Origin of the sequence: Acetobacterium sp. (assembly GCF_041752335.1) — a bacterium.
In the GTDB taxonomy this organism is placed as follows: Bacteria; Bacillota; Clostridia; order Eubacteriales; family Eubacteriaceae; genus Acetobacterium.
In genome coordinates this window covers 1-12,569 of the sequence record NZ_JBGSHG010000110.1, presented here as the reverse complement: position 1 = coordinate 12,569, position 12,569 = coordinate 1, and the positions used below count along the sequence as shown (strand labels likewise).

The following is a 12,569-nucleotide window of genomic DNA, read 5'->3' as shown; positions in this document are numbered from 1 at the left end:
GGCATCTCCATAGGATACCATTTCAGACCCAGCTTTTTCCAGGACTTCTAGTGGTAAACAAGATGGTCCAGCTGAAAAATTATAAACTCTTTTCACTTTTAATTTCCTCCTTAAAATAGTGTTTTTGGTGTGAATGTAATTTTCTGAAAAAATTACTTCCTGCTATTATATGTTAAATAATTGTCAAATGCAAGATTTTGTATTAAATTTTGTGTAAATTTTATTGTTTAATCAAATTTTTTATTCAATTATTACTGTTGTTTTTGCCGGAGTGATTGATTTGATCAAAGACTGGGATAAATTAGTCTGAATCGGTAATTCATACTCACCCGGTCCCAAATTGGCGCAATCAACAAAGGCCTCAATCTGAGACGCATTTAAATTGTTTAAAATGCTGCTGGCGCCTTCCAGTTTAACCACCACCCGGGAGTCTTTGACTTTAGCAGCCACCAGACCGGCGCCCAAATTCCTGGTACTTACCTTATCTATGGTAAAGCTCTTTTCCACCGGACTTTCAATAGAAACCGTTACTTTAACTTTTCCACCGCCATCAAGGAAATAACATCCCGTCGGTGGGGTAAGATTAATGTCTCTGGTAAACGTTTTGGACTGTCCCGAAACATCAATGGGATCCATGGGTATCGTCTCAATGGTATTGAGCAACTCTTCTTTGGCACCAATAAGAACCTTAGAAGGTTCAACCTGCATCCCGGTGACAATATAGCCACTAGCGGGATTCCCGGTTGTGGAAGGAATAATCCCGATGGCCTTGGTTTTCCCAAGGGCGATCTCCGTTTCAACAACATTTGGTAAGATTTCCAAGTCCGTGATGGGGTTGCCGGTGGCATCATAAGCGGCGACCTCCAGGTGGCGGGTCGTATCGGACTCAAGACCATTCACATTAGCTGTTGCCGTTATTTTATCAATCCGGGCGATGGAAGCTTCCGGTCCTTCCACTTCTACCTGTTCCAGAGATTCGGCGGAAATCACTGATAAATCCCTGGCCGGTTTTCCCTCCAGCAGGATTACCACATCCAGCGCTTCTTTAATAATATTGTCCACTTCAATCGGGAGACTGGTAGGATTCATACTGCTGATAATAACTGAATTGGCCAGCCCCTTGACTTCTACTTCCAGGTCATATGATCCCTTCTCTTCGATATCACTAAGATCAACTTCGGCTGTTACTTCTTTCATATTAACATTTCTCAGATTTTTATCAGTACCCTTAACTTGCAAATTTAGATAATAGTTTTTATCATCAGTCAGCACCAGGTTTTTTTCTGTCAGGGATTCGACATTCGTTAAGGTAATCGGGATACTGTTAAAATCCTGGGTGATCAGCATATCAGCATTTCCATTGACCATAAACCAAAGGGTGATCGCAATGCCAACCGATGCAAGAACTCGAATTAACCGTTCATGCAGAGATATCTTTTTTTTATTTGCTGCCATCTATTCTCCCCCAAAGTTTGCTAATCCACCCGCTGTCAATTGTGCCTTCCTCGCTGACGGTATAGTTTTCCATAATAATCTGTTTAAGTACCTCGATGATTATGTCCTGAAATAAGGTGCCTTTAGACGCATAGGATATGTGACCGGTTTCTTCGGACACAATAATCACCAGGGCATCAGATTTTTCAGTCATTCCCAATCCAGCCCGGTGCCGGGTTCCCAATTCACTGCTTAAATCGCGATTATCCGAAAGTGGCAGCAGACATCCTGCCGCACGAATTTGTCCGGACCACAGCTTGATAATCACGGCTCCATCATGGAGGGGACGATTGGGGGTGAAAATATTTTCCAGCAATTCACTGCTGATGTCTGAATCCAGCTCGGTTCCGGTTTTGACAATATTGTTAAGTCCGGTATCTTTTTCCAGCACAATCAGTGCGCCGGTTCGTTCGCAGGACAGTTTACCCACGGCTTTGATGATTTTGTCGACATCGTCTTCCAGAAAATCCATCGATGGCTTCTTCATCATCTCTTTAAAAATCCGGTTGTTCCCTAATTGTTCCAAAGCTGACCGGAATTCCGGCTGAAATACCACTACAATGAAAATAAACGCCCAGGTAAAGGCGCTGGTGATAATCAGATTCAGGGTGGTAAAACCCAGCCAGGCACTGACAGGTGACAAAAAAAGCAATAGGATCAAGCCTTTAAAAACCTGTTCGGCCTGGGTTCCCCGAATCCACATCAATAGCCGGTAAACAATAAAAGAAATAATGACTACCTCGATGATACTGGCGACTGTAATTCTTGATTGAATATATAGCAAAAACTCTTCCATTTTAGTTCCCTCATTCATTATTACTGTTAATTATACACTAACAAAGCCATTTCGTGAAATGGAAATTGGGTTTTTTGATATTATTATTGTCCTCATTAAGAAAATTCTTAAGGGAGACTTGTGAAATTCATGTTAAAATTAATTTCAAATTGAAACCTTCCCAATCTTTTATAAAGAAAAAGGAGCTCTCTGTATGAAAAACCATCTGTTTTATTTATTACCCAAAAGCGAAACCGTCTTTTTAACCAATACTGATTCATTTAATCAAGCCTATAATATGTTTGTCATCACCAATTATACAGCCCTGCCAGTGATTAATAAAAAAGGACAGTACGTGGGAACCATCTGTGAGGGAGATCTTCTCCGCGTTTTATCACTGAGTCTCACCCATCCGGAAATTGATTTAGCGTCTTTTGAAATCAAAGATATTGATTTTAAAATCAATTTGGAAGTAGCCAGAATCAATGAAAGCTATGAACATCTGGTCGAGCTGGCCGTTAAGCAGAACTTTATTCCCCTTGTGGATGACCAGGGTATTTTTATCGGCATTCTTCGCCGCCAGGAACTGATTAAAGAACTGATCAATTTTTTATCGGATAAGGTTGCTGAACAAGAAGCTGGATGAGTATCCATAAAACAATAATCAAAGCCAATTAACTGGTCTTATTGCCCACCATCTCCCAGTCAGTCAATAACTGATATGGAAATGCTGCCATAAGGCCGGATTAATTGGCTTTTTAGTTTGCTCTCACTTCAGATAGTTAGTTTTTATATGTTTTAAAAGCGCCTGTCCGCTTCTGGAACAGGGAATCGCTTCCGCTTTGAGCAAGATTTCATAGCTACTGATAAACCGCTCCAATGGCTGATTAAGGTATTTTTCCCGCTGACCTTCATCAAGCCCAAAGCATGCCAATGCCTGATAGACCTCGGTGCCTGCATTTTGATCACCGGCCAGAGCCGGAAGAATGCGTTGCAGAATAGCCAGATCGATGACCTCCTGTTCATTAAACAATCCCTCGGCACCGCTGTTGATCCCAAAAGCCAGTATTTCATTTTTCCCCCGATAACCCATTGGACAATCATATCTGCTTAACAGCTGTTGCAACCCATTGAGCAATTGCATGAGTTTTTCCAGAATTTCCGGCAAGCCTTTTGGCTGACTGTGGATTTTAAACACTCTGTTTTCCCAGTCACTTTCGCCGGCAGAACTGCCATAATCCGGAAAGACGCCAATTTCAACTATTGGCATCCGGATCTGATTACCGCTATCAATAACCCGGGGATCGATCGGAAAACTCCCCAGGCCTTCATTGATAGTTGCGATAATATAAAGGTTATCCGGAAAATTTAAGCTCCCGTATTCCCGGAAAGCCGCGACGTCAGCACCAAAATCTTCCCGGTTTAAAAAAGGATCCTTGTTACCATTGATCCCTTCCAGCAGGCGCTGCAAATAATCTGTTACCGGTGACTGATCCAGTTCATCCAACAGAAAAAAATGAGGTTTATCCGGATATTCTTTGGCTGTCTTTAACATCAGCATCAATGCTCCAGGGATAAAGTGCCCCCGACTATCCAGGTGACCCATCAGATGGGTGTCATTGTCCCAGTTTTTTCCCACCAGTAGCCGTTTGAATCGTCCATTTTCCTGACTGGCACCAATCGCCTCGGCAAAAAGACGGGGAAAACTTGTTTTACCGCTACCCACCCGGCCTTTAATCATCACAAATGGTTTTGATTTAATCGACAGATAATAGGCTTTAATTAACTCCGCTGGGTAGTAATAGCCTTTGTTCCCCATTTTTGCCTGAACCAATTGGAGATAGGATGTGAGATAATCATTTTTTATCGAATAGTGGTTAAATGCTTGGGCTATAACCCCTTTCGCTTCCACCTCGGATACCTCGGATTGAACGCAGTCCACTTCAGCATAAGATGGGTCTGCTTCTTCCTTTTCCGACCTTGTTTCTCCGATCATTTTCAACTCTTCTCGCTTCGGACTTTCAGCAAATATTTGTTCATGATTCAGCTCCGCCGATTCTTCCTGACCGGAGTGGGTGTCCATCAGGTTCTGGTTTTTTTCACCATCCCCAGTTCCCGTTGTTACTGCTGTACCATCGCTTTTCGAATTTATGATAGCATGGTATTCCTCGTCACCATTTTTTATGCTAATTGGACTTTTTTCCATCAGCTTTTCTTCAATTGGACTCTTTTCAATTAGACTTTCTTCACTCAATTTCTCTTCAACAATATTTTCTTTGGTTGGTTCGCCACAGGCCGTTGCCTCATCAGTTGCCTGATCATGAGTCAAACATAATTTATACATTTTTATAAAATCTTCAAATTCTGCTGCCAGCACAGCATCTTCAGGCATATCCGTTTCGGTATACTCCCGATAGCAGACAATCCCTGATACCAGGCTGGCATTGGCCAGCAAAATATCTTGATGATTGGTCTGATAGTTTCCCGTCGCGATTTTTTTTCGGTACTCGGAAGCTTTTTCCGAAAGGGTTCTGACCCCAACGCCTTCTTCCCCATAAACGATGGCCAGGTAAAGCTTACGGCTGTCCATCGCCAGAATATAAGCCAGATAAAGGTCTTCCTTATCAATGCTCTGAATTTGTTTATCCAGCACTTTAACCCAGGGAATCTCAGCCCATTGGGTATCTCCGGCAAATCCCAGTACCTGATAATAATCGGATCGAATGGCCTCAAAGCTTTCAATTACTTTTGGGATCTCTTCATTGATCACATCTTTAAAGGAAAAACGAAAATCTCTGGGATAATAGTTGGGATAACCGACAATCCATTTTACCAGCAACTCCTGAAGTCCCGATGTTGTTGGAATGGGACTCATCACTGTATCGCTTTTTTTTTCATCGTCAATACCGCTCTCTCCATTTTCCGATATGAGCCGAAGACTAAAAACATCATTGGCTTTTTTCATTTCCAGCCTTGGGGTGTTGGACGCATCCTGAGCGCCTCTAAACCACAATTCATAGTCCGGAAAGGCTTCACCCAGTTTGCGAATCAGCACCTTGCTCCATTTAATTTTTGCATTACCACCTTCTGTCTCCAGATAGGAAGGGTATTCCCGATTCTGATAAATAATTGCCAGCCGTTCTCCGGCGCTGCCAAAAAAACTGATCAGTTCTTTTGGAATAATCATCTCCGTGTTAACAAAGTCCGATAATTCTGTCGTTTTGATAATTTTATCCGATCCTAATAATTCCCAACCCATTGCTACTGCCTTTCTCATTTTTTATGCTTCTGTTTTTCTATTTCTCCCGATCCGGTTCATTGGTAGTTTTTTCCTTGTTTTCAGTTTCCAATTTCAGACAATTCTCTTCTCGCAGGCGCCACTCATTTCGCATTTCTTCCTGAATTCGTTGCTGTTCCTCTTCATAGGCCTGGCGCTTATCAAAAATCAATGCCAGTTCTTCTGGCATCGATGCTTCCTCGTTGTCAGCCAGGGTTGTCCCTGAGATGCTGACAAAATACTGACGTTCGCCAGGCCCCTGAAACTCGACAAAATAAATACTCTGAGTTTTGTCCAGCATCAAAGTTCCATCATGAACCATCACCTGGAGAGTTGGCCCAATAATCGTTGCCTTCACACAGGCGGTTGTCCAACCGGTAAACTTCATGCCATCATACTTGGGCATTAGATGATTCAGTTTATCAAAAAACTCTCGTTGCAACCGCCAGTCATCATTAATTGAAATCATCACTGATGCAGTTCTTTCCGGAATATGAATCTGCACGAAGCCATCTTTTAAACGGGTCTGGTCAACATAGTCCCGGACACTTTTGGTAATATCAATGAGTTGTTCACTGCTTGTTATTTCAATCTTGTTGGCTTTCATTTACGCTCCTAGTTTAGTATTGAATTTCGTTGCTTTGTCTTAACCTGGGGTATATCATTCATTATAAACCATCCAATTTGAAAAAACAAAAACATATCCATCAATGATGGATAAATATTTGCAATGTAAAACTATTTTCAAAAATTATTTTATAAACGATTTAACTTTGAGACCGTAAACTGATATGTTAAAATGATTGAAAGTTATTAATTTGAAAGGAATCATTTATGTATTATAATCTGAGTCTGCTCTTTATTTATTTTTTTCTTTATGCCATCATCGGTTGGATGTGTGAAGTGGTGTACTGTTCGATCCCTGAAAAGAAATTTATTAACCGGGGATTTTTAAATGGTCCCTATTGCCCAATTTATGGGGTCGGTGCGCTGATCATTATTATGTTCTTAATGCCTTATGTCAGTGACCCGATCCTGGTTTTTTTCATCGGCATTATTCTCACCAGCACCCTGGAATATATCACCAGTTGGGGCATGGAAAAACTCTTTCATGCCAAATGGTGGGACTACTCGGATCATAAATTTAACATTAACGGTCGGGTCTGTTTGCTGAACTCTTTTCTCTTTGGCCTGTTGTGTGTGGTGCTGATATATGTGGTTCATCCCATTGTTTATGATCTGGTTAACAGCTTTTCATCTTTCTGGATCACGGTCATTGCTACGGTTGCTGCGGTCTTCTTTCTCAGCGATCTGATCGAATCAACCCGTGAGACGGTTTCCTTTAACAAAAAGCTCAGCAGTGTTTATGAAGCAACCACCGAGTTCACGGATCATTTAAAAGAAAAGGGCATTACTACCGCCCACGATATTACTGCCAGAGTCCGGGATCTTAAAGCTGGAACACTTTCCGAAGCAAAAGATTCGGCCCACAATCTGATTGTTTCGCTAACCACTCGAATCAACGAAACCAAGTTCATTAACCGTTATTCCCATCGCCGTATTATGAGTGCTTTTCCCAAGATGGCACATCAAGATCACCAGAGTGCTCTGGAAATCTATAAGGCCTACATGGAAAAAAACAAATCACAGAACACTGGAAGTGATGTAAAATAATTTTGCCTGAAAAACCTAAGTGTTTTTGATTTGGTCCAAACAAATTTCTTACCAAAGGAGGTAGCAGTTATGTTGTATCACAGCGAACTCAATCTAATCAGCCAGCTTGCCGCCCTGGATCTCCCGGTTGAATCTACCTTGCTACCAGACTACACAGTGGCAGAAATGGTGGCCGCCCTGTTACAAAATGTTAAAGATCTTCAGGGTGATTGTGCCATGTCTGCCTCAGAGTGGAATAAATCCCTGCATCTGATAATGGAAAACCCCAATCTGACAGACCTGAAGATTCTGGCCTACACAAACCAGCCTGAGAATGGCCTGGTGGGCTATTGTTTTTCTGATCTGGATCCGGACTCTGGAATCATTGCTTTTCGGGGAACCACTGGCATCGGTTGGGTCGACAATATCAAAGGCGGATTTTTAACGGATACGCCCCAGCAATTAAAAGCCCTTGAATTTTTCCATACCGTTGATGCAGCCTATGGTTTTAAGCAGTATACCTTAACCGGACATTCTAAAGGAGGCAACAATGGCCAATATATTACTATTGTTGATGGTAATAAGATCAAGCACTGTGTCACCTTTAACAGCCAGGGCTTTTCTGCTGAATTCATTCGAAAATACGCCAAAGCAATCAGTGAAAATCAAGACAAAATAATTGCCTACGAATCTGCCTGGGATGTGGTCAACATTCTTTTAAACAGTATTGCCGGAAAACGGATTGTGGTTGGCGGTGAATCAAAACTACCTCATCATAACCATCCGCCCAACCGCTTGCTGGATCCCAGTGGTGAAATCCGCAAACAGGATATGCGGCACCCCTTATATTCCGGCTTTCAGAATTTTACAGTCAGTTTAACATTAATGGCTTCCAAAGCGAAACAACAGCTGGAAAAGACCAGAACAACAAAAAAATAAACTAGAAAAGCGTCCTTTAAATCGATTGAACCGGTTGGTCAATTCTCTAAAGGACGCTTTTTTTCAGAACCAGCCTTTAGTTTAGGCCGGTTTTTCCTGCTCCACTGTCATTTTTTCGATCCGTTCATTGGTGATTTTTCTGAAGACGGCGTAGAATACTGCGAACGAAGGAATCCCCAAAATAATTCCCAGGAAACCAAATAGACTACCGCCAATAATCATGCCGACCAATACCCATAAACCGGATAAGCCTATCGATCCTCCCACCACCCGCGGATAAATCACATTACTTTCAACCTGCTGCAGGGCAATAATATAAACTACAAAGATCAGACAGTAAATGGGGTTCACCACCAGTAAAATAAAGCCACTGGGAACAGCACCTAGAAAGGCTCCGAAAACCGGAATCACACTAGTCATACCTACCATAACGCCAATTAGCAATGCATAGGGAATCTGCAAGATAGCCAGACCAACAGTACATAAGGTCCCCAGAATAAATGCTTCAGTAATCTGTCCAGCAATAAATCCGTGAAATACCTGGTTGGCAGTGGTGCTGACATCCTGAATGAAATCGGCTCGATCTTTTCTGACATAGGCGTAGATCAGTTTATCCTTAAGGGTTAAGAGTTTTTCTTTATCCGCCAGCAAATAAATTGAAATGACAACTCCCATGATAGCATTAAAGAAACCAACGGTAATGTTTTTTGTGGCATTAAATATCTCCGGAACCGAACTCAGTAATAGACTACCAAATTGTTCCATCAGGGCATCCCATTCAATGGTGATATCCGACCACATCGTTGCTGGCAAATTGAAAAATGCCAGGGCGTCATCAACCAATGTATTAAATGAATCAATATATCCAGGCAGCTTTACCATCAGGGTATCAATGCTTGTACTCACCTGAGGAATAACAAAGGTGATCAATCCGGCTAAAACACCAATGACCAACAAAAATGTCAAGGTAATCGCAATCATTCGTTTGCCCTTATTTATATCGCGATTTTTTTTCTTTCTAAATCGATTTTCTTTGCTTTTAAACCGATTATCTTTGTTTTCAAACCGATTCATAAAGCCCAGAAAATGCATCTCAATAAACGACATCGGGATATTTAAGATAAAGGCAATTCCCAAACCAATCAGCACCGGTGTTATAATATTCATAAACAAGCCTAGGTAACCGACCAGGTATTTAATATTCAGAAGCGCCACCAGTAAACAGATTCCAAAGGTAATCAGAAAAAAATAATTTCTGAAGGTTTTATCAGTCATTTCCTTGTTTTTGTTTTTCCATTCATTGTTGTTTTCCACAGCTTCACCGCCTTTTTTAGTATTTATTATACCACGAGGGATTAGGATTCTTATTATTTTTTTGCAAGTAAAAAGCATCGCCAAGTTAAGCAATGCTTTTTATGTATCTATGATAATGTATGAAGAACGACTTAATAGGATTTTAACAGGGTGATTCCACCAATAAAAGGTAGTGGCTTCGCTTCAAGCTGAACAACATTAATGATCCCATAAATGGCAAAACCAACAAATGCCAGCGGCGCTGCACTAAAAAGAATGGTGGATATAATCCAGCCGATAATCGGCACCAGTCCGATAATACCACCAACAAAGGTCAAAATCAGCCAAGCCAGGAATAGCACCAAACCCTGATTAGTATGATATCGGGCAAATTGATTGTCACTTGCAGCCAATAAAGGAATCAGAAAAATAATATAGGCAAAAACAGCCATAATTTTACCTTCTTCGGCTTCTTGTTTGTCAATATCAATCATTTCGTTTAACCTCCTGTTTAAGATAGGACTTGCAACTGAAAAACAGCTGTCGGATTTGGCAACAGTTTGGCAATCACATTTAACAACTATATGATATCACACTAAAAGTTAGGCGGTCAATTATTATTTTGAGTAACGATCTTGGTATTGCTATTTTATCCATCCCACAAAAAAAGGAACGCTATTTAAGCGTTCCAGGATTTTTAGCGAGAGCTGCGTTTTCGTTCCAGCTCGCCCAGGACTTTCTTGCGAATCCGGATATCGGTGGGAGTCAATTCCACCAATTCATCGTCAGTAATAAATTCTATCGCTTGCTCTAATGTCATAATTCTCGGCTCGACCAATTTTAATGCCTCATCTGTTCCGGACGAACGAACATTGGTCATTTTTTTATTCTTAGTCGGATTAACGGTCATGTCATCACTGCGGTTATTGATTCCAATAATCATGCCTTCATAGACTTTTGTTCCGGCTCTAACAAGCATTTCGCCACGATCACTTAAATTAAACAATGAATACGCCATTGTTTCACCAGCAAACTGGGAAATAAGCACCCCATTAAGACGTTGCGGAATATCACCTTTATGCTCTTCAAAAGCGGAGAAACGACGAACCATGGTGCCTTCGCCGTGAGTATCATTGATAAATTCACTCTGATAGCCCAACAATCCCCGTGTCGGTACAAAAAATTCCATTCTTGTCCAGGATTCGTCAGTATACATGCTTTCCATGCGACCTTTTCGGATGTTCAGTTTAGAAATAACTGCACCAGAGTATTTCTCCGGTACCGATACAATCACCAGTTCCACCGGTTCCAGCAGTTTATTATTCTCATCACGGTGCATAATCACTTCCGGTTTAGAAACTGCTACTTCATAACCTTCTCGACGCATGTTTTCCAGCAGAATCGATAAATGAAGCTCGCCACGTCCAGAAACCTTAAAACCATCGGTGGTATCTTCCAGTTCTTCAACCAAAAGACCAACGTTGACTTCGAGCTCTTTTTCCAGCCGGGCCCGAATGTGTCGGGTGGTGACAAATTTACCGGAGTCACCAGCAAAAGGTGATTTGTTGACCAGGAAGTTCATTGACAGGGTCGGCTGTTCAATTTCAATCAGTTCCATTGGTTGAACCTGATTGATTTCACCAATGGTTTCCCCAATCGATATATCAGGAATACCAGAGATAACGACAATATCCCCAGCTTTTGCTTCTTTGACTTCGACCCGGGCTAAACCGCGGTAGACGAATACCTGGTTGACTTTTTCCTTTTTAAAAGATCCGTCAGTTTTACAGATTTCGATTTGTTCACCAGCATGAATGGTTCCAGAATAGACCTTACCAATCCCCAGACGGCCAATATAATCGTCATAAGCCAGCGAAGAAACCTGCATTTGCAATGGCTCCAGGCTCAGATCATCCTGAAGGCCGACATGTTCGACAATGGTTTCGAAAAGCGGCGCCAGATCCACTCCTTCATCTGCCATATCACGAATAGCGATGCCTTCTTTAGCAACCCCATAAAGAACCGGGAAATCCAACTGTTTGTCATTAGCTTTCAGTTCCACAAATAAATCGAATACCATATCAACCACTTCTTCAGCACGCTGATCTTTTTTATCGATTTTATTAATGAAAAGAATCGGGTTTAACCCTTTTTCCAGCGACTTATTAAGGACAAAACGGGTTTGTGGCATCGGACCTTCACTGGAGTCGACCAGCAAAACAACCGTATCAACTGTTTTCAGGATTCGTTCAACCTCTGAAGAAAAGTCGGCATGGCCAGGAGTATCGACAATATTAATTTTAATGTCTTTGTACATAATGGAACAGTTTTTTGAGTATATGGTGATTCCGCGTTCTCGTTCAAGGTCATTGCTGTCCATTACGCAGTCCACGACCTCCTGATTTTCTCTAAAAACATTGCTTTGTCCTAAAAGGGCATCTACCAGGGTAGATTTTCCGGCATCGACATGGGCGATGACTGCAATGTTAATAATGGGTTGTTTGTTATTCATAAATTCCTGCTTTCTTAATTTTGTATTGCGTAACACTGAAAAGTCCTGCAACATTGAATGTCGCAGGACCTTGTAAAAAGTCTGATATTAACGTTTTGAAAACTGCGGTGCACGACGAGCTTTTTTGAGACCGTATTTTTTTCTTTCAACCATACGTGAATCTCGAGTTAAGTAACCGGCACGTTTCAATGCTGGTCTCAGGTTAATGTCTGCTTCAAGCAGGGCCCGGGAAATCCCGTGTCGGATTGCTCCAGCCTGTCCGGTGAAACCGCCACCGTGGACATTGACAATCACGTCAAAGGTGTTTAGTGTATCGGTTAATGTTAATGGTTGTCTTGCGATAACCTTTAAGGTTTCCATTCCGAAAAATTCATCAATATCACGTCCGTTAATGGTGAATTTTCCACTCCCTGGTAATAATCGAACTCGGGCAACCGAGGTTTTTCTACGTCCAGTTCCTAAATATTGTACTTTAGCCATTCTCTTATTTCCTCCTTCTCAGCATTAAAATTCGTAAACTTCAGGCAATTGTGCAGCGTGTGGATGTTCGTTGCCAGCATAAACTTTAAGTTTAGTCGCAATTTTATCCCCTAATTTGTTATGTGGGATCATACCCTTCACTGCTT

Annotated in this window: 12 protein-coding genes; 3 read left to right on the top strand and 9 right to left on the bottom strand. The window is 41.6% G+C overall.

The window, feature by feature from the left end; genetic code table 11:
- Positions 1-240: 240 nt before the first annotated feature.
- Positions 241-1,455 carry a YbbR-like domain-containing protein gene (locus ACEW8F_RS13485; protein ID WP_373483986.1) on the bottom strand — a complete coding sequence of 405 codons (1,215 nt, stop codon included), beginning with the start codon at positions 1,453-1,455 and terminating at the stop codon, positions 241-243.
- On the bottom strand, positions 1,442-2,290 hold the full coding sequence (cdaA, locus tag ACEW8F_RS13480; RefSeq protein ID WP_373483985.1) for a diadenylate cyclase CdaA: 849 nt from the start codon (positions 2,288-2,290) through the stop codon (positions 1,442-1,444). Before cdaA ends, ACEW8F_RS13485 begins: the two co-directional genes overlap by 14 nt.
- A gap of 193 nt (positions 2,291-2,483) precedes the next feature.
- On the opposite strand from cdaA, the gene ACEW8F_RS13475 reads away from it, so the two are divergent.
- Positions 2,484-2,915, top strand: coding sequence for a CBS domain-containing protein (locus ACEW8F_RS13475; protein WP_373483984.1), 432 nt, complete (start codon positions 2,484-2,486; stop codon positions 2,913-2,915).
- Positions 2,916-3,038: 123 nt separating this feature from the next.
- On the opposite strand, the gene ACEW8F_RS13470 is transcribed toward ACEW8F_RS13475, so the two are convergent.
- Complete coding sequence (locus ACEW8F_RS13470; protein WP_373483983.1) at positions 3,039-5,546, bottom strand: MrcB family domain-containing protein; 2,508 nt, start codon at positions 5,544-5,546, stop codon at positions 3,039-3,041.
- Positions 5,547-5,565: 19 nt separating this feature from the next.
- Positions 5,566-6,153: a secondary thiamine-phosphate synthase enzyme YjbQ gene (locus ACEW8F_RS13465; RefSeq protein ID WP_373483982.1), complete on the bottom strand. Its 588-nt coding sequence runs from the start codon at positions 6,151-6,153 to the stop codon at positions 5,566-5,568.
- A gap of 227 nt (positions 6,154-6,380) precedes the next feature.
- On the opposite strand from ACEW8F_RS13465, the gene ACEW8F_RS13460 reads away from it, so the two are divergent.
- Together ACEW8F_RS13460 and ACEW8F_RS13455 are read left to right on the top strand one after the other, a co-directional pair.
- On the top strand, positions 6,381-7,220 hold the full coding sequence (locus ACEW8F_RS13460; protein WP_373483981.1) for a putative ABC transporter permease: 840 nt from the start codon (positions 6,381-6,383) through the stop codon (positions 7,218-7,220).
- A 69-nt stretch (positions 7,221-7,289) separates the two neighbouring features.
- Positions 7,290-8,138 carry an Mbeg1-like protein gene (locus ACEW8F_RS13455; RefSeq protein ID WP_373483980.1) on the top strand — a complete coding sequence of 283 codons (849 nt, stop codon included), beginning with the start codon at positions 7,290-7,292 and terminating at the stop codon, positions 8,136-8,138.
- An 81-nt stretch (positions 8,139-8,219) separates the two neighbouring features.
- On the opposite strand, the gene ACEW8F_RS13450 is transcribed toward ACEW8F_RS13455, so the two are convergent.
- From ACEW8F_RS13450 to ACEW8F_RS13430, 5 genes are all read right to left on the bottom strand, one after another.
- On the bottom strand, positions 8,220-9,452 hold the full coding sequence (locus ACEW8F_RS13450) for an AI-2E family transporter (protein WP_373483979.1): 1,233 nt from the start codon (positions 9,450-9,452) through the stop codon (positions 8,220-8,222).
- 131 nt (positions 9,453-9,583) lie between these two features.
- On the bottom strand, positions 9,584-9,925 hold the full coding sequence (locus ACEW8F_RS13445; RefSeq protein ID WP_373483978.1) for a hypothetical protein: 342 nt from the start codon (positions 9,923-9,925) through the stop codon (positions 9,584-9,586).
- A gap of 203 nt (positions 9,926-10,128) precedes the next feature.
- Positions 10,129-11,943 carry a translational GTPase TypA gene (gene typA, locus ACEW8F_RS13440; protein ID WP_373483977.1) on the bottom strand — a complete coding sequence of 605 codons (1,815 nt, stop codon included), beginning with the start codon at positions 11,941-11,943 and terminating at the stop codon, positions 10,129-10,131.
- Between the two features lie 87 nt (positions 11,944-12,030).
- The gene (gene rpsI, locus ACEW8F_RS13435) at positions 12,031-12,423 is read right to left on the bottom strand and encodes a 30S ribosomal protein S9 (protein WP_304888713.1); all 393 of its coding nucleotides are present in this window, start codon (positions 12,421-12,423) and stop codon (positions 12,031-12,033) included.
- 24 nt (positions 12,424-12,447) lie between these two features.
- A partial coding sequence (locus ACEW8F_RS13430; protein WP_373483987.1) for an uL13 family ribosomal protein occupies positions 12,448-12,569 on the bottom strand: 122 nt, incomplete at its 5' end.

Bases quoted from the DNA above. Each gene is read 5' to 3' on its own strand.
- ACEW8F_RS13455 (WP_373483980.1), top strand. From the start codon at position 7,290: ATGTTGTATCACAGCGAACTCAATCTAATCAGCCAGCTTGCCGCCCTG.
- ACEW8F_RS13485 (WP_373483986.1), bottom strand. From the start codon at position 1,455: ATGGCAGCAAATAAAAAAAAGATATCTCTGCATGAACGGTTAATTCGA.
- cdaA (WP_373483985.1), bottom strand. From the start codon at position 2,290: ATGGAAGAGTTTTTGCTATATATTCAATCAAGAATTACAGTCGCCAGT.
- ACEW8F_RS13465 (WP_373483982.1), bottom strand. From the start codon at position 6,153: ATGAAAGCCAACAAGATTGAAATAACAAGCAGTGAACAACTCATTGAT.
- ACEW8F_RS13445 (WP_373483978.1), bottom strand. From the start codon at position 9,925: ATGATTGATATTGACAAACAAGAAGCCGAAGAAGGTAAAATTATGGCT.
- ACEW8F_RS13470 (WP_373483983.1), bottom strand. From the start codon at position 5,546: ATGAGAAAGGCAGTAGCAATGGGTTGGGAATTATTAGGATCGGATAAA.
- ACEW8F_RS13475 (WP_373483984.1), top strand. From the start codon at position 2,484: ATGAAAAACCATCTGTTTTATTTATTACCCAAAAGCGAAACCGTCTTT.
- rpsI (WP_304888713.1), bottom strand. From the start codon at position 12,423: ATGGCTAAAGTACAATATTTAGGAACTGGACGTAGAAAAACCTCGGTT.
- ACEW8F_RS13460 (WP_373483981.1), top strand. From the start codon at position 6,381: ATGTATTATAATCTGAGTCTGCTCTTTATTTATTTTTTTCTTTATGCC.
- typA (WP_373483977.1), bottom strand. From the start codon at position 11,943: ATGAATAACAAACAACCCATTATTAACATTGCAGTCATCGCCCATGTC.